This window comes from Stenotrophomonas maltophilia, from assembly GCF_900186865.1.
Classification (GTDB): domain Bacteria; phylum Pseudomonadota; class Gammaproteobacteria; order Xanthomonadales; family Xanthomonadaceae; genus Stenotrophomonas; species Stenotrophomonas maltophilia.
In genome coordinates, this window is the sequence record NZ_LT906480.1 from 204,754 (window position 1) to 223,860 (window position 19,107).

At 66.7% G+C, this 19,107-nt stretch carries 14 protein-coding genes; 7 read left to right on the forward strand and 7 right to left on the reverse strand.

The genetic code is table 11. The annotated features are described in order from the left end of the window. Window positions 1–34: 34 nt before the first annotated feature. Window positions 35–1,291 (forward strand): MFS transporter, encoded by a 1,257-nt coding sequence (locus CKW06_RS00950; RefSeq protein WP_012478788.1) that lies wholly within the window; start codon window positions 35–37, stop codon window positions 1,289–1,291. Between the two features lie 129 nt (window positions 1,292–1,420). Here the strand turns inward: CKW06_RS00950 and CKW06_RS00955 are convergent, their stop codons facing one another. The 3 genes from CKW06_RS00955 to CKW06_RS00965 all read right to left on the reverse strand — a co-directional run bounded on the left by CKW06_RS00955 (window position 1,421) and on the right by CKW06_RS00965 (window position 4,655). Next, window positions 1,421–2,365 carry an IS481-like element ISStma12 family transposase gene (locus CKW06_RS00955; RefSeq protein WP_024958550.1) on the reverse strand — a complete coding sequence of 315 codons (945 nt, stop codon included), beginning with the start codon at window positions 2,363–2,365 and terminating at the stop codon, window positions 1,421–1,423. Between the two features lie 84 nt (window positions 2,366–2,449). After that, window positions 2,450–3,367, reverse strand: coding sequence for a LysR family transcriptional regulator (locus CKW06_RS00960; RefSeq protein WP_024958551.1), 918 nt, complete (start codon window positions 3,365–3,367; stop codon window positions 2,450–2,452). Window positions 3,368–3,686: 319 nt separating this feature from the next. After that, a complete protein-coding gene (locus CKW06_RS00965) occupies window positions 3,687–4,655 on the reverse strand; it encodes a LysR family transcriptional regulator (RefSeq protein WP_024956234.1) in 969 nt (322 codons plus the stop codon). A gap of 110 nt (window positions 4,656–4,765) precedes the next feature. Between CKW06_RS00965 and aceB the strand changes: the two genes are divergently transcribed. The 4 genes from aceB to CKW06_RS00985 all read left to right on the forward strand — a co-directional run bounded on the left by aceB (window position 4,766) and on the right by CKW06_RS00985 (window position 11,767). Continuing rightward, complete coding sequence (aceB, locus tag CKW06_RS00970) at window positions 4,766–6,388, forward strand: malate synthase A (protein WP_024956233.1); 1,623 nt, start codon at window positions 4,766–4,768, stop codon at window positions 6,386–6,388. 64 nt (window positions 6,389–6,452) lie between these two features. Next, window positions 6,453–7,754 carry an isocitrate lyase gene (gene aceA, locus CKW06_RS00975; protein WP_024956232.1) on the forward strand — a complete coding sequence of 434 codons (1,302 nt, stop codon included), beginning with the start codon at window positions 6,453–6,455 and terminating at the stop codon, window positions 7,752–7,754. A 417-nt stretch (window positions 7,755–8,171) separates the two neighbouring features. Further along, window positions 8,172–9,212 carry a GGDEF domain-containing protein gene (locus CKW06_RS00980; RefSeq protein WP_024956231.1) on the forward strand — a complete coding sequence of 347 codons (1,041 nt, stop codon included), beginning with the start codon at window positions 8,172–8,174 and terminating at the stop codon, window positions 9,210–9,212. A gap of 17 nt (window positions 9,213–9,229) precedes the next feature. Next, the gene (locus CKW06_RS00985) at window positions 9,230–11,767 is read left to right on the forward strand and encodes a putative peptide modification system cyclase (protein ID WP_024956230.1); all 2,538 of its coding nucleotides are present in this window, start codon (window positions 9,230–9,232) and stop codon (window positions 11,765–11,767) included. On the opposite strand, the gene CKW06_RS00990 is transcribed toward CKW06_RS00985, so the two are convergent. Further along, window positions 11,740–12,045 (reverse strand): NHLP-related RiPP peptide, encoded by a 306-nt coding sequence (locus tag CKW06_RS00990; protein ID WP_005407656.1) that lies wholly within the window; start codon window positions 12,043–12,045, stop codon window positions 11,740–11,742. The genes CKW06_RS00985 and CKW06_RS00990 overlap by 28 nt on opposite strands. Window positions 12,046–12,188: 143 nt before the next feature. Between CKW06_RS00990 and CKW06_RS00995 the strand changes: the two genes are divergently transcribed. After that, a complete protein-coding gene (locus CKW06_RS00995) occupies window positions 12,189–13,358 on the forward strand; it encodes a putative peptide maturation dehydrogenase (protein ID WP_024956229.1) in 1,170 nt (389 codons plus the stop codon). Window positions 13,359–13,379: 21 nt separating this feature from the next. On the opposite strand, the gene CKW06_RS01000 is transcribed toward CKW06_RS00995, so the two are convergent. The 3 genes from CKW06_RS01000 to CKW06_RS01010 are packed head-to-tail and all read right to left on the reverse strand — an operon-like array spanning window position 13,380 to window position 18,188. Then, entirely contained in the window at window positions 13,380–15,395 is a 2,016-nt protein-coding gene (locus CKW06_RS01000) for an acetyl/propionyl/methylcrotonyl-CoA carboxylase subunit alpha (RefSeq protein ID WP_425513022.1), read from the reverse strand. 8 nt (window positions 15,396–15,403) lie between these two features. Next, the gene (locus tag CKW06_RS01005) at window positions 15,404–17,014 is read right to left on the reverse strand and encodes a carboxyl transferase domain-containing protein (protein WP_005407659.1); all 1,611 of its coding nucleotides are present in this window, start codon (window positions 17,012–17,014) and stop codon (window positions 15,404–15,406) included. A gap of 10 nt (window positions 17,015–17,024) precedes the next feature. Then, window positions 17,025–18,188, reverse strand: coding sequence for an isovaleryl-CoA dehydrogenase (locus tag CKW06_RS01010; protein WP_024956227.1), 1,164 nt, complete (start codon window positions 18,186–18,188; stop codon window positions 17,025–17,027). A gap of 160 nt (window positions 18,189–18,348) precedes the next feature. On the opposite strand from CKW06_RS01010, the gene CKW06_RS01015 reads away from it, so the two are divergent. Further along, the gene (locus tag CKW06_RS01015) at window positions 18,349–18,957 is read left to right on the forward strand and encodes a TetR/AcrR family transcriptional regulator (RefSeq protein WP_005411925.1); all 609 of its coding nucleotides are present in this window, start codon (window positions 18,349–18,351) and stop codon (window positions 18,955–18,957) included. Window positions 18,958–19,107: the final 150 nt, after the last annotated feature.

Sequence of the window (19,107 nt, forward strand, 5' to 3'; positions counted from 1 at the left end):
CACGCCCGGCCGTCCCCACCGGCCCTTCGATTCCATGACTGGCGAAACTGCGGCGGCCGTTGAAGGCCGTCCCTCCACTCTCGATACCGGCACCGACACCCGCATCCAGCAGGGCACCCCGGCCTTCCGCCGCACCGCGCTGGCGCTGTTCCTGGCCGGCTTCTCCACCTTCGGCCTGCTGTACACCGTGCAGCCGCTGCTGCCCGAGTTCAGCCGTCACTTCGGCGTGTCCGCCGCCGGCAGCGCGATGTCGCTGTCGTTGACCACTGGCACGCTGGCGGTGGCGATGCTGCTGGCCGGCCTGCTGTCCGACGCGGTCGGCCGTCGCCCGTTGATGATCGTTGCGCTGTTGGCGTCGGCCATGCTGTCGCTGTGCACCGCGCTGGTGGACGACTGGACCACGCTGCTGGTGCTGCGGACCCTGCTTGGCCTGGCGCTGAGCGGCGTGCCGGCGGTAGCGATGACCTACCTGGTCGAGGAAATGGACAGCCGCGCGCTGGGCCTGGCGATGGGCCTGTACATCGGCGGCAACGCCATCGGTGGCATGAGCGGGCGCCTGCTGGCCGGCATCATCGCCGACCATTGGGGCTGGCGCTGGGGCATCGGCGTGGTCTCGATCATCGCCGTGGCCAGCACCGTGCTGCTGTGGCTGCAGCTGCCGCCGTCGCGTCACTTCCATGCACGTCGCGGCGGCCTGCGCCAATTGCCGTCGCGCTGGCGCACGCTGTTCGCCGACCCGGGCCTGCCGTGGCTGTTCGCCACCTCGTTCGTACTGATGGGCGTGTTCGTCACCCTCTACAACTACCTGGGCTATCACCTGCTGGCGCCGCCCTACCATCTCAGCCAGACCGTGGTCGGGCTGATCTTCAGCGTCTATCTGGTGGGTACCTTCAGTTCGGCGTGGATGGGCCAGCAGGCCACGCGCTACGGACGCGGCCGCATCCTGTCGATCTCGTTCGCGCTGATCGGCGCCGGCATCGCGCTGCTGGCGATGCCGTGGCTGAGCACGATGGCGCTGGGTATCGCACTGGTGACCTTCGGCTTCTTCGGTGGTCATTCCGTGGCCAGCAGCTGGGTTGGAAGCCGCGCCGGTGCGATGCGTGCGGAAGCCTCGGCGCTGTACCTGTTCGCCTACTACCTGGGGTCCAGCGTGCTGGGCGGTGTGGGTGGCCTGGCCTATGCAGCCTGGGACTGGCTTGGCGTGTGTGCGTTCGCCGCCGTGCTGACCCTGATCGGCGGTGGCATCGTCTGGGCGCTGCAGCAGCGCGCGCCGCAGCCGGTCACGGCGTGACCCAACGCACGGTAGTGCCGGCCGCTGGCCGGCAACCACGGTGTGGCGGGTCTGCCGAGGTAGAGTCGACTGTTAGTCGACTGCTCTTCCATCAGATCGCGAAAACCCCGCGCTGCGCGCGATAGTCGACTAACTGTGTAAACCCACCACGTTGTTCAGCGGGATTCTGGAAATAGGCGGCTGGCTGCCGATCCCCATGTGGGGTCGGTGCCAGTTGTAATGATGCAGCCATTCAGGTAGCACGGCGTTGCGTTGCTCTGACGAAGCGTACTCGCAGGCGTAGGCCCATTCACGCAAGCTGGTCTGGATGAAGCGCTCGGCCTTACCGTTGGTTCGCGGGGTGTAGGGCTTGGTCCGATAGTGCTTCATGCCCAACGAGGCGACGAGTCGAGCGAAGACGCCGGAGCGATAGCAGGCGCCGTTGTCAGTCAGAACACGCTGGAAGGTGACCCCCAGCGTCTTGTAGTACGCCAAAGCGGCCAGCAGCGCTTGGCAGGCCGTTGAGCCCTTCTCATCGGTGTGAACGCTACTGAAGGCGACTCGGGAGTGGTCATCAATGGCCACATGGACATAGCCCCAGCCACCGCCGCCAGCATTGCCACGCCGATTCGGATCGACCCGGTGTCCGGGCCGGTGGAAGTTGCCGAGTTTCTTGATATCCAAGTGCAGCAAGCCGCCCGGGCTGTCGTACTCATACCGGACCGCCTTCTTCGGTGGGTCCAGAAGGCACAGGCGATTGAGTCCTCGTCGGCGCATCAGTCGTGAAATGGTGCTGTGAGCCACACCCAATGCCTTGGAAATGGTCAGGTAGGTTTGCCGTTGACGTCGACGCTGGACGATCTGCTCTACCAATGCCTCAGGGGTGCCATGGGGGCTGCGGCTGGGCCGAGAGCTGCGGTTCTGCAGCCCAATCAGGCCCTCGGCTCGATACCGGGCCGGCCACTTGTAAGCCGTGCGTACACTCACCCCGCAAGCCTGGGCGGCCTCTTCTGGCCGAAGGCCTTGCTCAGTGATGCGGCGGACAAGAAGTTCTCGACTAAACGGCGTCAAACGGGCATTTTTATGGTGGTTCATCCGGGCTCTTTGGGGTCTGGAGAGGTGTGGTAACCACCATTTTCCAAAGATGCCCCGGATGAACAACCTACCGAGAGATCACAACTAACAGTCGACTCTACCGGCGAATGCCCCGCGCAGCAGCGTGGCGAAATTGCGGATCAACGGGGTTACCCGTTCGCGATGCCACGCCAGCTGCACTTCCGAATGGGCACCGGCATCGGCCAGCGCCACGAAGCGCGATCCTTCCACCCGGATGTGATCGCACGAAGACGGCAGGATCGCGGCGCCCAGGCCCGCGGCGGCCAGGCTGATCAGCGTCGAGGCTTCACCCGCCTCCTGCACGATGCGCGGCGTGAATCCGGCAGCCGCGCACAACGCGATCATGTGGTCATGGATGCCGGCACCGGCACTGCGGCGGAACGCCACGAATGGCTCCTGCGCGAAGTCGCGCAGCGACAGCGTGCCCTGCTTCGACAGTCTGCGCAGGGCAGGATGGTCGGCATGCACGATCAACGCCAGCGGATCGACGAACAGGCTGTGCGCCACCAGTTCCGGCGGCAGCGCACGCTTGCGGATGATGCCCACGTCCAGTGAGCCGTCGAGCAGCGCGTCGATCTGCTGCAGGGTGTTCATCTCGCTCAGCTGCAGCCGCACCTGCGGATACTGCTGGCGGTAATGCAGGATCGAACGCGGAATCTGCGGCGACAGCGGCGTGGCGCGGGTCAGGCCGATGTGCAGTTCACCCTGCTCACCGCGCTGCGCGCGCTGTACCTCGTCCACCGCCGTCTCCACCTGCTGCACGATGGCGCGTGCACGTTCCTGCAGCAGCTCGCCCGCAGGCGTCAGCTGCACACGACGATGGCTGCGCACGAACAGGCGCGCACCGATCAGGTCCTCCAGCTGGCGGATCTGCTGGCTGAGCGGCGGCTGCGACATGCCCAGCCGCTCCGCCGCCTGGCCGAAGTGCAGCGTATCGGCAACAGCGAGGAAGTAACGCAGGTGGCGGAGTTCGATGGACATGCGGCCAGTTTATTCATCGTCAGCCGGAAATGAATCAGAGATGGGATCCGATCCCGTGCCGACCAACGGTCGGCACCCACCAACAGCAGCTGGCACCAACAGCAGCAACCAACTGTCGAAGGCGGGGTGGGTCCGGTTGCGGGGGCGTGAGCCGCATGGATGCGGCGACCGAGCTTACAGGGACGTACTTGCAGCGTCCCCCGCAACCGGACCCACCCCGCCATCTCACGGAAGCCCGGCTTTTGACGTTGCAGTTGCAGTTGCAGTTGCCGTTGACGTTGATTCGGCAGGTGCAGGGCGCAGCCCTGCCGAACACCCCTCACCGCTCCGAATGCCCGCTCTGGTCGTAATCGCGCGGGCTGAACAACTCCGGCTGGATCAGCTCGATGAACGCCCGCGCCTGCGCCGACAGCGCCTTGCCCCGGCGCACGATCACCCCGTAACTGCGTTCCGGGAACCAGCGCTTCATCGACCGCGCCGCCAACCGCTCGCGGTCGGCCTCGTTCAGGCACAGCGCCGGCACGATCGAAATGCCCATGCCCATCGCCACGTACTGCTTGATCACCTCCCAGCCGCCGACCTCCAGTGCCACGGTGTAGGCGATGCGGTGGCGCTGGAACACCTGGTCCACCAGGCGATAGGTGATCTGCCGCTTCGGCGGCAGTACCAGCGGATAGCGCGCGATGTCGGCCAGCTCCAGCTCGCCGCCACTGGCCAGCGGATGATCGTGCGGTGCGATCAGCACCTGCTCGAAGCGGTAGGCCGGGGCGTAGCTCAGGTCGGCCGGCACATCGGTCATCGAACCGATCGCCAGGTCGGCGGCATCCTCGCGCAGCAGGTCGGTGCCGTCGGCGCTGATCGCGTTGTGCAGGGTCAGACGCACGTCCGGGTGATGCAGGCGGAAGCGTTCGACGATCTTGGGCAGCAGGTAGAGGATGGTGGAACTGTTGGCGGCGATGTTCAGTTCGCCCGCATCCAGTCCGCGCACCTTGTCGCGGAAGCGCGCCTCCAGCCCGTCCAGGTTTTCCACCAGTGGCTGCGCCATTTCATACAGCAGCTGGCCCTCGCGGCTGGGCACCAGGCGCCGCCCGCTGCGCTCGAACAGCGGCACCCCCAGCTCCCGCTCCAGCGCCTGCAACTGAAGGCTGATCGCCGGCTGGCTGACGAAAAGTGCCTCAGCCGCCCGTGAGACCGAACCCAGGCGCACGGTCTGGCAGAACGCGCGCAGCGGCTTCAACCGGTCGGATTTGTAGGAAAAACGCGGACTTGGCGAGGGGCGCGTGGTCATGGCGTCACAAGTATTAGCACAATTTATGTAAAGCATTGCAAAAACTGTTTTGCCAAATACTCCGGCCCAGCGGCACCGTGGAGTCGTTCCCCCACCGCTGGAGTCGCCCCATGTCCGCCGTCGCTTCCGCTGTTCCCACCCCTGCCAGCAAGGCTACCCCCGGCATCGCCCTGGCGACCCGCGTGGCCGGCCAGGACACCGTGCTGCCGGCGCCGCTGCTGGCCCTGCTGGTGTCGCTGCACCGTGCGGTGGAACCGGGCCGGCAGGCACGGCTGCAGGCCCGCCGCGAGCGCCAGGCGTTCTTCGATCAGGGCGGCCTGCCGGACTTCCGCGAAGACACCACCGCGATCCGCAACGGCGACTGGCGCGTTGCCCCGCTGCCGGCCGCGCTGCAGGACCGCCGCGTCGAGATCACCGGCCCGACCGACCCGAAGATGGTCATCAACGCGCTGAACTCCGGCGCCAAGGTGTTCATGGCCGACTTCGAGGATTCGACCTCGCCGACCTGGCGCAACCTCCTGGCCGGCCAGCAGTCGCTGGCGGCGGCGGTGCGCGGTGACCTGCAATTCACCGCTGCAAATGGCAAGCACTACAGCCTGCGCCCGTACGACGAGCAGGCGGTGCTGATCGTGCGCCCGCGCGGCTGGCACCTGGACGAAAAGCACGTGGCCATCGACGGCCAGCCGCTGGCCGGTGGCCTGTTCGACGCGGCGGTGTTCGCCTTCCACAACGCCCGCACCCTGCAGGCGAAGGACCGCGGCCCGTACTTCTACCTGCCCAAGCTGCAGAGCATGGAAGAGGCGGCGCTGTGGGAGACCGCGCTGTCGCACATCGAAGGCATGCTCGGCCTGCCGCATGGCCAGATCAAGGTGACGGTGCTGATCGAAACGCTGCCGGCGGTGTTCGAGATGGACGAGATCCTGCACGCGCTGCGTGACCGCATCGTCGGCCTGAACTGCGGGCGCTGGGACTACATCTTCTCGTACCTGAAGACCTTCCGCCGCCACGCCGATCGCGTGCTGCCCGAGCGCGGCCAGGTGACCATGACCCAGCCGTTCCTGAAGGCCTATTCGGAACTGCTGATCCAGACCTGCCACCGCCGCGGTGCGCATGCGATGGGCGGCATGGCCGCGCAGATTCCGATCAATAACGATGCCGCCGCCAACGAACAGGCGATGGCCCGCGTGCGCGCCGACAAGCTGCGCGAAGTCACCGCCGGCCATGACGGCACCTGGGTTGCACACCCGGCGCTGATTCCGGTGGCGATGGCGATCTTCGACGAACACATGCCCGGTGCGAACCAGCACAGCGTGCTGCGCCAGGACGTGCGCGTCGGCCGCGACGAACTGATCGCACGGCCGCCGGGCACCATCACCCGCGCCAGTTTCGAAGGCAACGTGGAAGTCTGCGTGCGCTACCTGGCCGCTTGGCTGGATGGCAACGGCTGCGTGCCGATCCACCACCTGATGGAGGATGCGGCCACCGCCGAGATCAGTCGCAGCCAGCTGTGGCAGTGGCTGCACACGCCGGGCCAGCAGCTGGACGACGGCACCGCGATCGACCTCGCGCTGCTGGATTCCACCCTCTCGCAGCTGCCGGCACGGCTGGGCGATACCGCCGCGCTGCCCGGTGGCGCACGCATCGGCGAGGCCATCGCCCTGCTCGGCGAACTGAGCCGCAGCGACGAACTGACCGATTTCCTGACCCTGCCGGCTTACGCGCGCATCGACTGACCGACTGCCCGCAAACCCGCCGTTTCCCTCCCCGCTGCACGCACGAACCGAACTGGAGAAAGACATGAGCAAGCTGCCCACTGCCGAACAGATCCAGCACGACTGGGATACCAACCCGCGTTGGGAAGGCATCCAGCGCAACTACAGCGCCGCCGACGTGGTGCGCCTGCGCGGCACCGTCCACATCGAGCATTCGCTGGCCCGCCTGGGTGCGGAGAAGCTGTGGGCATCGCTGCATGAGCGCGAGTTCGTCAACGCGCTGGGCGCACTGACCGGTAACCAGGCCATGCAGCAGGTCAAGGCCGGGCTGAAGGCGATCTACCTGTCCGGCTGGCAGGTGGCGGCCGACGCCAACCTGGCCGGCCAGATGTATCCGGACCAGTCGCTGTACCCGGCCGATTCGGTGCCGGCGGTGGTCAAGCGCATCAACAACACGCTGCTGCGTGCCGATCAGCTGCACCACGCCGAAGGCAAGGATGACATCGACTTCCTGCAGCCGATCGTGGCCGACGCCGAAGCCGGTTTCGGCGGCGTACTCAACGCCTTCGAACTGATGAAGGCGATGATCGAGGCCGGCGCCGCCGGCGTGCATTTCGAAGACCAGCTGGCGTCGGTGAAGAAGTGCGGCCACATGGGCGGCAAGGTGCTGGTGCCGACCCGCGAGGCCATCGAGAAGCTCAACGCCGCACGCCTGGCCGCCGACGTGCTGGGCGTGCCGACCCTGCTGGTCGCGCGCACCGATGCCGAGGCCGCGGATCTGCTGACCAGTGACATCGACGCCAACGACCGCCCGTTCACCACCGGCGAGCGCACCGTCGAGGGCTTCTACAAGACCCGCAATGGCCTGGACCAGGCGATCAGCCGTGGCCTGGCCTACGCGCCCTACGCCGACCTGGTGTGGTGCGAGACCGGCAAGCCAGACCTGGAATTCGCACGCAGGTTCGCCGAGGCGATCCATGCGAAGTTCCCGGGCAAGCTGCTGGCCTACAACTGCTCGCCCAGCTTCAACTGGAAGAAGAACCTGGACGACGCCACCATCGCCAAGTTCCAGCGTGAGCTGGGCAGCTATGGCTACAAGTTCCAATTCATCACCCTGGCCGGCTTCCACGCGCTGAACTACGGCATGTTCAATCTGGCCCACGGCTACGCACGCCGCCAGATGAGCGCGTTCGTGGAACTGCAGGAAGCCGAGTTCGAAGCCGCCGAGCGGGGATTCACCGCGGTCAAGCACCAGCGCGAGGTTGGCACCGGCTACTTCGATGCCGTGACCCAGGCGATCCAGCAGGGCCAGTCCTCGACCACCGCGTTGACCGGCTCGACCGAAGAGGAGCAGTTCCACGGCGGGCGCAGCGAACGCGCCGCGTGATCCGATCGTGCCGGCCGCTGGCCGGCACCCACGTGCGCCTTCGTGCACTACGGAGAAGCCGGCCAGCGGCCAGCTCTACCGTGGGCGCGAATCCGATCAGGGTGGCCAGGGAAGGGCCAGGCAACGCCGGCCGGTCGGGGGACCTGCCGGCGTTGTTGTATCGATGGAAACGCGATGAACGCATGCAGCGTCAATCCAGCGCACCCCACAGTCCGGCAACTTGGCCGAAACCCTGTGAAGGTGGCCATCAGATTGATCCGGAACGACTTTTCCCTGGACCGTGGCGGGCAGAACGGCCACCGTGCGCCTTCACATCGGGAAAGCGGACCACACGGCTCAAAATGAGATAGGGCGCACATTTTAAAGCGGTGCTATGCTCCGCGGCTCACCAGGGGACGCTGGCGGCGGGTGCAGGGAATGACCGGCAGGGGTGCGGCCGAGAACAGTGATGTGACGTCAGGTATCGCCCGGGTGGCGATGGCCGAGATCGTGCATGCGCTGCTGTCCGATGCCGAGGTCGCATTGTTCGCCAGATTTGCCCGTCCACGCAAGCTTCATGCCGGGCAGTGGCTGTTCCAGCGTGGCCACCGTGGCGAGCGCATGTACGTGATCCTGGAAGGCCAGATCGAACTGGATTTCGGCGAGGACCTGGTGATCAAGACCCTCGGGCAGCAGGAGTTCTTCGGTGAGCTGGGCCTGCTGGTGGGTGATCACCCGCGCAGCGCCAGTGCGCGCGCCCTGGTGGACTGCGAGGTGCTTGAGCTGGGGCCCGCCGACTTCCATCGTCTGGTGGAATCCGATCCGGGCCTGGTCGCCTACTTCCTGCGCCGCACGATCATGCGCGTGCTGACCAACGAACAGGCGCTGATCAGCCAGCTGCGCCGGCGCAACCATGATCTGGAAACCGCGCTGGACAACCTGTACATCACTACCCACCAGCTGACCCACACCCGTGAACTGGTGCGTACCGATGAACTGACCGGGCTGCACAACCGCCGTGGCCTCACCCTGTACCTGCAGGAATGCCGCGCCGATGGCAGTGGGCTGCCGCAGGCGCTGCTGCTCATCGACTGCGACCGCTTCAAGCAGATCAATGACCGCCATGGCCACCAGGCCGGCGATCGCGTGCTGCAGAGCATGGGCAACATCCTGCGCTCGATGGCCGGTGAGCAGGACCTGGCCTGCCGGCTCGGCGGTGACGAGTTCTGCCTGATCCTGCGTCGTGGCAACCACGAGATCGTGCAGCACGCGGCAGAGTTCATCCTCAGCGCGGTACACGGCCTGCTCGAGCGCAGCCACGGCACGCCGCACGTCAGCCTGGTCAGCATCGGCGCCAGCCTGCTGGACCCGGATGCGGGCTGGAGCGAGTGGTACGCCAGCGCGGATCGTGCGCTGTACCAGGCCAAGCGTGATGGTGGCAACTGCCTGCGTTGGGCAGACGCAGTGGACTCACCCTAGATCGGGAGACAGAGGCGATGAATGGCGACAACGGAACGTCGGCGCCGCACAACCAGCAACTGCGCGCCCTGCTGTTCACCGACCTGTGTGACTCGCTGCTGCTGGTCGAACGCATCGGCGATGTCGCTGCCGCCGAACTGTTCCAGGAACACGATCGCCTGGTGCTGGCACTGCAGCAGCGCTGGAACGGCCAGCTGATCGATCGCTCCGACGGGCTGTTCATGCTGTTCGAGCGCCCGATCGACGCGCTTGGCTTCGCATTGGATTACCAGCGTGGGCTGCAGCCGCTGGGGCAGAGACACGAGATCCATCTGCAGGCGCGGGCCGGTCTGCATGTGGGCGATGTGCTGACCTGGGAGAACAGCGCCGAGGCAGTGCGGGCTGGCGCCAAGGCGATTGAAGTCGAAGGCCTGGCCAAGCCGACGGCGGCGCGCCTGATGCAGTTGGCACGTCCGGGCCAGATCCTGCTTTCGGCGGTGGCCGAATCCATCGTGCGTCGCTCCAGTGGGTCGCTGGGCGCGATGGCTGAAGGCCTGCAATGGCGGTCGTTCGGGCGATGGCGCTTCAAGGGCGTGAGCCAGCCAGCCGAAGTCTACGGCGTGCAGGCGGCGGGCATGCCCACCCCGGGGCGGCTGCGGCACACGGCCAAGGCCCGGCGTGATCTTCCGTTGTGGCGCCGTCCGCTGGCGATGGCGGCGCAGGCCGCCGTACTGCTGGCCGCAGTGCTTGGCGTCTGGTTGCTGACCCGGCCACAGCCGGCCATCGCGTTCGCCGAACGCGACTGGGTGGTGCTCGGCGGGCTGCATAACCTCACCGGCAATCGACTGCTCGATGACGCCCTGGACCAGGCGTTCCGGATCAGTCTCGAGCAGTCCCGCTACGTCAACGTCGTCAGTGACGACCGCGTCAGCCGCACCCTTGAGATGATGCGGAAACCGCCGGATCGCGGTGTCCGCGAACGTGGCGATGCCGCCGCTGTGGCGGTGCGCACGGGCGCCCGCCTGGTGTTCGTGCCATCGGCGACCGATGTCGGCGGCCGAACCCGCTTCAGCGTGGAGGTGGTCGAGCCGTCGACGCTGCGCACCCTGGCCGTGGTATCCGCCGATGCGAAGGCGGGTGCGGTACTGGCGGCGGTGGACGAAGTTTCGCGCCAGCTGCGCGATCGCCTGGGCGAAGAGCCCGCATTGATCCAGCGCGACAGCCAATCCCTGCCGGAGGTGACCACGGGCAGCATGGATGCGTTGCGTGCGTTTGCCTTGGGCCAGAAGCGCTACAGCCGAGGAGATTTCAACGGCGCGATGGCGTTCTTCGGACAGGCGATCGAGGTCGATCCTGAGTTCGCCCTGGCATGGCTGGGCCAAGCCCGCTGTCGCTTCGCCATGATGAATTACCGCGATGCCCGGCGTCTGCTGGCAGAGGCCGACCGTCGATCAGGGCACCTTACACCACGCGAGCGCCTGTACGTGCAGAACTGGGCGCTGCAGATCAGTGATCCGGATCGTGCCACCGATGGCTGGGCGCGCATGGCGGAGCTGTATCCGGATTACATGCCTGCAAGCTACAACGCCGGTCTGAATCTTTTCCACGAGAACCGCCTTGCCGAGGCCCTGGCGCTTTCCAGGCGTGTTGCACAAAGCAGGGTCGAGCTGCCTGAGATCGCGCAGGACCAGTACGGCCGCGCCTTGCTGGCCAGCGAGCGCTATGCAGAGGCTGACATCGCGTTCAGCCGTGCCGCCGGCAATGGTTGGGAAGGTGCATTGATGCGCCAGGCGACGGTGGCGGCAGCGCGTTCCGAGTTCGAGAAGGCCAATGCGCTGCTTGCGCGGATCGATCCAGGCAACTTCCATGCTGGCAATTTCGCTACCACGATTGCGCTTGACCAAGGCGATGTCGAGGGCGCCATCAAGCTCGCCGAACAGGGAAGGATGCTTGCCGGACAGCGCCAGGGCATGGATCGGTACAACTTCGACATGCCCCTGGCCGTCGCCTACATGATGGCCGGCAGAAGGTCGAAGGCGCTGATGGTGGCGCGCGTGGCCGCGACCGCGCCGTTCGCAGAGCTGAGCGGCGAACCCGCGGTGGAGGTAGTGGATCGCCTGGTTGCAGCACACGCGGCAGCCTTGCTGGCACTGAGACTGGGCGATGCCGCACCGGCCAAGGCGGTCCAGGCCCGGATGAACGCGCTTCAGGATCTCCCTGACAGCAGCGTGTTGCGCCAGTACGTCACCCTGTTGGCCGGGCGGATGATGCAGCATGAGGGCCGGCCCCAGGCCGGGCTGGACCTGCTCGTACCGCTGCTGAAGAAGCAGCCACGCCTGCAGGTGCGGCTGGCAGTGCGTGACCTGGCGCTGGAGGCGGGCCTGAAGGATGTTGCCCAGGAGCAGACGCGTTGGCTGCGTGATCGCCCCGGATTTGCATATGCAGAAGCGCAATGCAGCTTCTGCCTGCAGGCGCTTAACGTAGTGGATGTGCGGAGGCTCATGGCGGCGCCGGCAATCGAGGCTGCCGACACCATGGCCTCGATGCCTCAGCGCAGCGTGCGCGGCGAGCCGTAACCGTCCTCAAGCATCGGCACGGAGTAGCCGGTACCACTGGTCAGCATGGCGATGATCTGCTCTTCGGCCTGTGCGATGACGTCTTTCTCCGCCAGGCAGATGTTCTTGCAGCAATCCTGGACGAACTGCTGAAGGTCAGCCGGGTTGGATGGAACGTGCCCAGCCAGCAGTATCGCGGCGGCCGTGTCGGTGGCGAAGAGCTGGCGGAACGTGTCATCGGTGGCGAGGCGCTGAACCAGCGTCCTTGCGACCGGCAGCGAGAGCGTCAACGTGGGCATTGTGTCCTGCATCCATGGAGTGTCGAGGGGCAGTGGTGATGTCGGCTTGGCAAAGCGGTTCTTGAGAGGGTAGAGCGGGAGACGTAAAGGAATCGGGTCGCGGTTCGATAACGTGGATTCACGATGAAGGAAGGGCTGATCCGATGGATGTCAGGCGCTGCGCGATCGTAGTGGTACAGCCCACCGAGCAGATCCGGTTTGAGTTTGAGGGCCTGCTGCGCGGTGGTGATGGGCTGGTGCGCACGCTTGCCTGGGAGGCACTCGCCCCCCACCTGGACGGACCGGTGGTGCTGGACGCTGCGGCACAGGCACTGCTGGGAAGCCTGAGCCCAAGTGCATGGACCACGCTTGAGGCAGGGGAGGCCTGTTCACCCGCGATGGACCTGCTGATCGCCAGTGGCCTGGTGTTGACCCGCGGGCAGGATGACGATGTTGCCGCTCGTGACGAGCGGTTGCGTGCAACGCATTGGCATCCCCTGGCTGCGGTCATGCATGCCTTCTCACGCTGGGAGGATGTTGACGCCGTTCGCAACATGCGTGAATCACAGATCGAAACGGCCTCGCAGATGCGCAGGACGTTGGGACCGCCGCCACCGCACGCTGCCGCTGCCGACGCTGGGTTGGTACCACTGCCGCCTCAGCAGTCCAACGATTTCGACGCACTGCTGGCGCGGCGCGTCACCTGCCGGAACTTCGATGTCACCCGATCACTGCCGCTGCCCCTGCTGAGCCAGATGCTGCAACGGGCATTCGGCAGCAGCAGCTGCCAGCGCGAAGGCGATGATCTGGTGTTCCTGAAGAAGAACGTCCCTTCGGGCGGTGGACTGCATCCTGTCGAAGCCTACGTGCTGGTGCGCAATGTCGATGGACTTGCCGCGGGCATGTACCTCTATCGAGCGCAGGGCCACGGACTGATGCCGGTTGATTGCCCCGTGGCCATCGATCGCGACTTCGTGATGTCCATGGTCGGGCAGCAGCACTGGTTCGCGGATGCGCACGTGCTGGTGGTCCTGGCCCCGCGTTTCAACAGGACGTACTGGAAGTATCGCCAGCATGGGAAAAGCTATCGGGTTGTCGCGATGGAAGCGGGACATCTATCCCAGACGCTGTACCTGGCGGCCACGGATGCCGGCCTGGGAGCATTCATTACTGCAGCGATCAACGAAAAGCCCATCGAACGTGCCCTGGGCCTGGACACGATCAACGAGGGGGTACTCGCGGTCTGCGGTTTCGGATGGCGTGCATCACGGATGACGACCAGCGAACTGGACCCGGCAGGCGTGATCTGGAACCTTGAAGACCGCGCGGGCTGACCCCGCGCGGCCTCTGCTGCATCACGCCGCGTCGAAGTCCACCAGCACCGCGCCATCACCCACCTGGTCGCCGGCCTTGGCGCGATAGCCCTTCACCGTGCCATCGGCCGGTGCCTGCAGGGTGTGCTCCATCTTCATCGCTTCCAGCACCACCAGCGGCGTGCCGCGCTTGACCTCGGTACCGGCGGCGACCAGCGTGGCGACGATCCTGCCCGGCATCGGCGCCAGCAGGCTGCCGGCATCGGCCACGGCGTGGTCTGATTCGCCCACGGGATCATGCAGGGTGAAACGGTGCTGGCCATCGGCGCCGAACAGATACAGCTGGTCACCGTCGCGCAGCAGCTGCAGAGTCCAGCGGCGCTCGCCCAGCTGTACCGCCAGCCCCTGTGCATCGGCCGTGCCGGTCACCCGCATCGGTGCCGCGTCATCGCATTGCACGCGCCAGCCACCGGCCTGCGTCCAGACCTTCAGCGTGTGCCGGCGCTCGCCCTGCTGCAGCGGCAGCACGCGCGGCGCAGACGCGCCGAGGCGCCAGCCGTCCTGTGCCTGCCATGGCGAATGCGGGTCACGGGCATCGGTGGTGGCTGCTGCGGTGCTGGCCACGGCGGCCACCGCTGCCAGCAGCCACAGTGCATCGTTGCTGTCGCCGACTACGCTCAATGCCGCCTGTTCGCGTTCGATCAGCGCGGTATCCAGCCTGGCGTGCGCGAACGAATCGGTATTCACCAGCCGGCGCAGGAAGCCGGCATTGGTGGTCACGCCTACCACCTGGCAGTCGGCCAGCGCCTGGCTCATGCGGCGCAGCGCGGCATCACGGTCCACGTCCCAGACGATCAGCTTGGCAATCATCGGGTCGTAGTACGGGGTGATGCTGTCGCCTTCCTCCACGCCGGTATCCACGCGCACATGGGCCGACGGGGCCGGCAGGCGCAGGCGGCGCAGAGTGCCGGTGGAGGGCAGGAAGCCACGGTCGGCATCTTCGGCATACAGGCGCGCTTCGATCGCGTGGCCGTGGATGGCCAGCTGCTCCTGGCGCAGCGGCAGCGGCTGGCCCGAGGCCACGCGCAGCTGCCATTCCACCAGGTCGGTACCGGTGATGTACTCGGTGACCGGGTGCTCGACCTGCAGGCGGGTGTTCATTTCCATGAAGTAGAAATCGCCGTCCGGGCCGGCGATGAACTCCACCGTGCCCGCACCTTCATAGCCCACCGCGCGCGCGGCATCGACCGCCGCCTTGCCCATCGCAGCACGACGTTCCGCGCTCATGCCCGGGGCCGGCGCTTCTTCCAGCACCTTCTGGTGGCGGCGCTGCACCGAGCAGTCGCGCTCGAACAGGTAGACCGCGTCACCGTGGCTGTCGCCAAAAACCTGGATCTCGATATGGCGCGGGCGCTCGACATACTTCTCGACCAGAACGTGGTCGTTGCCGAACGCCGAGGCCGCCTCGCGCTGGCAGCTGGCCAGCGCATCGACGAAGTCCTCGCTGCGCTCGACCTTGCGCATGCCCTTGCCACCGCCACCGGCGCTGGCCTTGATCAGTACCGGGTAGCCGATGGCGTCGGCCTGCGTGCGTAGGAAGTCCGGTGCCTGCTGGTCGCCGTGGTAGCCCGGGGTCAGCGGTACACCGGCCTTGGCCATCAGCGCCTTGGCCGCGCTCTTGTCGCCCATCGCGCGGATGGCGCTGGCCGGCGGCCCGATGAAGGTGATGCCGGCGGCGGCGCAGGCATCGGCGAAGTCGGCATTCTCGGACAGGAAGCCGTAGCCGGGGTGGATGGCCTGCGCGCCGGTCGCGCGTGCCGCGTCGAGCAGCGCATCGCCGCGCAGGTAGCTCTCACGCGCGGCGGCCGGACCAATGCGGATGGCTTCGTCGGCCAGGCGCACGTGGCGCGCGTTGCGGTCGGCATCGGAATACACCGCCACGGTGGCGATGCCGAGGCGGCGGCAGGTGGCGATGACGCGACAGGCGATTTCGCCACGGTTGGCGATCAGGACTTTGGTGAACATGGCAACGGGCTTCATGGGAGCGTGCTCGGTCATGGCATGGATTACATGCGGAACACGCCGAAGCGCGTCTGCTGCGGGGCGGCGTTGAGGCTGGCCGACAGCGCCAGGGCCAGCACCCGGCGGGTGTCGGCCGGATCGATCACGCCGTCGTCCCACAGGCGCGCGCTGGCGTAGTACGGGTGGCCCTGCTGCTCGAACTGGTCGCGGATCGGCGCCTTGAACGCGTCTTCCTCCGCAGCCGGCCACTGGCCGCCCTTGGCTTCGATGCCATCGCGCTTGACCGTGGCCAGCACGCTGGCGGCCTGCTCGCCGCCCATCACGCCGATGCGTGCGTTCGGCCACATCCACAGGAAGTTCGGCGAGTACGCGCGGCCGCACATGCCGTAGTTGCCGGCGCCGAACGAACCGCCGATCACCACGGTGAACTTGGGAACCCTGGCGCAGGCCACCGCCATCACCAGCTTGGCGCCGTCCTTGGCGATGCCGCCCTGTTCGTACTTGCGGCCGACCATGAAGCCGGTGATGTTCTGCAGGAACACCAGCGGAATGTTGCGCTGGGTGCACAGTTCGATGAAATGCGCGCCCTTCAGCGCCGACTCGGAGAACAGGATGCCGTTGTTGGCGATGATGCCGATCGGGTAGCCGTTCAGATGGGCGAAGCCGGTGACCAGCGTTGCGCCATAGCGCGGCTTGAACTCGTCGAAGCGCGAGCCATCGACCAGGCGCGCGATCACCTCGCGTACGTCGTAGGGCTTGCGCGTATCGGCCGGGATCACACCGTACAGTTCGTGTGCCGGCAGCAGCGGTTCTTCGCTGGCCTGCACCGCCATCGCCGGTTCCGGCTTGCGCCAGTTCAGCTGCGCGATGATCGCACGCACCCGTGCCAGTGCCTGCAGATCGTTGTCAGCCATGTGGTCGGCCACGCCGGATATGCGGGTGTGCACGTCGGCGCCGCCCAGTTCCTCGGCGGTCACTACTTCACCGGTGGCCGCCTTCACCAGCGGCGGGCCGCCGAGGAAGATCGTGCCCTGCTCGCGCACGATCACCGTCTCGTCGCTCATCGCCGGCACGTAGGCGCCACCAGCGGTGCAGCTGCCCATCACGCAGGCGATCTGCGGAATGCCCTGCGCCGACAGGTTGGCCTGGTTGTAGAAGATGCGGCCGAAATGGTCGCGGTCGGGGAAGACTTCGTCCTGCAGCGGCAGGAACGCGCCGCCGGAATCGACCAGGTAGATGCACGGCAGGTGGTTCTGTTCGGCGATCTCCTGCGCGCGCAGGTGCTTCTTCACCGTCATGGGATAGTAGGTGCCGCCCTTGACCGTGGCATCGTTGGCCACGATCACGCACTCCACGCCGCTCACCCGGCCGATGCCGGCCACCACGCCGGCGGCCGGCACGGCGTCTTCGTACATGCCATGCGCGGCCAGCGGCGCGATTTCGAGGAAGGCGCTGCCGGGGTCGAGCAGGGCGTCGATGCGGTCACGCACCAGCAGCTTGCCGCGTGCGGTGTGCTTGGCGCGTGCGGCTTCGCTGCCACCCAGCGCGGTGCGCGCCAGGGTGGCGTGCAGATCGTCGACCACGGCCTGCATGGCCGCGCGGTTGGCTTCAAAGGTATCGCTGCCCGGTTGCAGCTGGCTGTTCAGGACGGTCATCGCGGTGGCCTTACAGGGTGCGCTGGAACAGTTCGCGGCCGATCAGCATGCGGCGGATCTCCGAGGTGCCGGCGCCGATTTCATACAGCTTGGCGTCGCGCCACAAGCGGCCGGTCGGGTATTCGTTGATGTAGCCGTTGCCGCCCAGGATCTGGATCGCCTGGCCGGTCAGCCAGGTGGCCTTCTCGGCGGCGTACAGGATGGCACCGGCGGCGTCCTGGCGGGTGGTGCGGCCCTGGTCGCAGGCGCGCGCCACGGCATAGACGTAGGCGCGGCAGGCGCCCAGGCCGACGTACATGTCGGCGATCTTGGCCTGGATCAGCTGGAAGCTGCCGATCGCCTCACCGAACTGGTGGCGCTCGTGCACATACGGCATCACCACGTCCATCGCCGCGGCCATCAGGCCCAGCGGGCCGCCGGACAGCACCACGCGCTCGTAGTCCAGGCCGGACATCAGCACGCGCACGCCACCGCCAACCTGGCCCAGCACGTTTTCTTCCGGCACTTCGCAGTCCTGGAACACCAGCTCGCAGGTGGGCGAGGAGCGCATGCCCAGCTTGTCCAGCTTCTGCGCGGTGGAAAAGCCCTTCATGCCCTTCTCGACCAGGAACGCGGTGATGCCCTTGGCGCCGGCGTCCATGTCGGTCTTGGCATAGACCACCAGCACGTCGGCATCCGGGCCGTTGGTGATCCACATCTTGTTGCCGTTGAGCACGTAGCGGTCACCGCGCTTGTCGGCGCGCAGCTTCATCGACACCACGTCTGAGCCGGCACCCGGCTCGCTCATCGCCAGCGCGCCGATCAGGCTGCCGTTGCACAGGCCCGGCAGGAAGCGCTGCTTCTGTTCTTCGTTGCCGTTCTTGCGCAGCTGGTTCACGCACAGGTTGGAGTGCGCGCCATAGGACAGGCCGATGCCGCCGGAGGCACGCGAGATTTCTTCCATCGCCACCACGTGGGCCAGGTAGCCCATGGCGGTGCCGCCGTATGCTTCTTCCACGGTGAGGCCGAGCAGGCCCTGTTCGCCCAGCTTCGGCCACAGGGCCAGCGGGAACTGGTTGCTGGCATCGGCCTCGGCGGCCAGCGGTGCGACCTCGGCGGCGGCAAAATGGGCCACGCTCTGGCGCAGCAGGTCGATGTCTTCGCCAAGGTCGAAGTTCAGGGATGGCACGTGCATTGTGGTGGCTCCACGACGGGATGGCAGGAAATGGACGCACCCGGCGGGGGAGCGGGCGGCGGTCTGCAGGACCGCCGCCCGCACGGGCGATTGGACCCAGCGTAGCGGGGTTCGGATAAGAAGTGAATACAAATTCAAAAATTGAAACCAGAATCAAAACATGGCCTACAAACGCTCTGCACTGATGGAAGAACGCCTGGCCGGGGCCCGTGAACGGATCCTGCTGGCCACCCGCGAGCTGGTCGCCACCGGCGGCTGGCGCAACGCCCCGGTGACCGCCGTGGCAACCCAGGCGGGGGTATCCACCGGCCTGATCTATCGCCATTTCCCGTCCAAGGCCGAGCTGTTCGTGGAGGTGCTCAACGCCGCGGTGGCCCACGAGGTGGCGATCATGGAACGCATCGCCAGCGGTCCAGAGGCGGCCAGCGAGCGGCTGCGGCTGGCGATCACCGCCTTCGTACGCCGCGCCCTGGCCGGGCCGGGGCTGGCCCATGCCTTCATCGTCGAGCCGGTCGATCCGGACGTGGAGGCCGAACGCATGCGTGGCCGTCGTGCCTTTGGGGATGTCTTCCTGCGGCTGGTGGAGGAGGGCGTGGCCGCCGGTGAGCTGCCGGCGCAGGACGCGCATGTGGCCGCCGCCTGCCTGGTCGGCGCCTTCACCGAGGCGATGGTCGGCCCGACCGCACCCAGCCGCGAAGCGCACCGCGACGAAGACGCGCTGGTGGATGCGATCTGCAGCTTCTGCCTGCGCGCGATCGGCGCCCGGTAACGTGGTAGAGCCGGCCGCTGGCCGGCTTCTGTTGCTGGGGTCAGATCCCTTCTGCGCCGCAAAAGGGATCTGACCCCAGCCCCTGGCATGTTGCGCCGCACCAGCAGTGACGCCTGTTGTCGCACGCAAAGCGCGTTCTATACTCGGTCC

What these genes read in the sequence shown, in the direction of transcription:
- CKW06_RS00950 (WP_012478788.1), top strand. Translation starts at nt 35, where the DNA reads ATGACTGGCGAAACTGCGGCGGCCGTTGAAGGCCGTCCCTCCACTCTC.
- CKW06_RS00955 (WP_024958550.1), bottom strand. Translation starts at nt 2,365, where the DNA reads ATGAACCACCATAAAAATGCCCGTTTGACGCCGTTTAGTCGAGAACTT.
- CKW06_RS00960 (WP_024958551.1), bottom strand. Translation starts at nt 3,367, where the DNA reads ATGTCCATCGAACTCCGCCACCTGCGTTACTTCCTCGCTGTTGCCGAT.
- CKW06_RS00965 (WP_024956234.1), bottom strand. Translation starts at nt 4,655, where the DNA reads ATGACCACGCGCCCCTCGCCAAGTCCGCGTTTTTCCTACAAATCCGAC.
- aceB (WP_024956233.1), top strand. Translation starts at nt 4,766, where the DNA reads ATGTCCGCCGTCGCTTCCGCTGTTCCCACCCCTGCCAGCAAGGCTACC.
- aceA (WP_024956232.1), top strand. Translation starts at nt 6,453, where the DNA reads ATGAGCAAGCTGCCCACTGCCGAACAGATCCAGCACGACTGGGATACC.
- CKW06_RS00980 (WP_024956231.1), top strand. Translation starts at nt 8,172, where the DNA reads ATGACCGGCAGGGGTGCGGCCGAGAACAGTGATGTGACGTCAGGTATC.
- CKW06_RS00985 (WP_024956230.1), top strand. Translation starts at nt 9,230, where the DNA reads ATGAATGGCGACAACGGAACGTCGGCGCCGCACAACCAGCAACTGCGC.
- CKW06_RS00990 (WP_005407656.1), bottom strand. Translation starts at nt 12,045, where the DNA reads ATGCCCACGTTGACGCTCTCGCTGCCGGTCGCAAGGACGCTGGTTCAG.
- CKW06_RS00995 (WP_024956229.1), top strand. Translation starts at nt 12,189, where the DNA reads ATGGATGTCAGGCGCTGCGCGATCGTAGTGGTACAGCCCACCGAGCAG.
- CKW06_RS01000 (WP_425513022.1), bottom strand. Translation starts at nt 15,395, where the DNA reads ATGACCGAGCACGCTCCCATGAAGCCCGTTGCCATGTTCACCAAAGTC.
- CKW06_RS01005 (WP_005407659.1), bottom strand. Translation starts at nt 17,014, where the DNA reads ATGACCGTCCTGAACAGCCAGCTGCAACCGGGCAGCGATACCTTTGAA.
- CKW06_RS01010 (WP_024956227.1), bottom strand. Translation starts at nt 18,188, where the DNA reads ATGCACGTGCCATCCCTGAACTTCGACCTTGGCGAAGACATCGACCTG.
- CKW06_RS01015 (WP_005411925.1), top strand. Translation starts at nt 18,349, where the DNA reads ATGGCCTACAAACGCTCTGCACTGATGGAAGAACGCCTGGCCGGGGCC.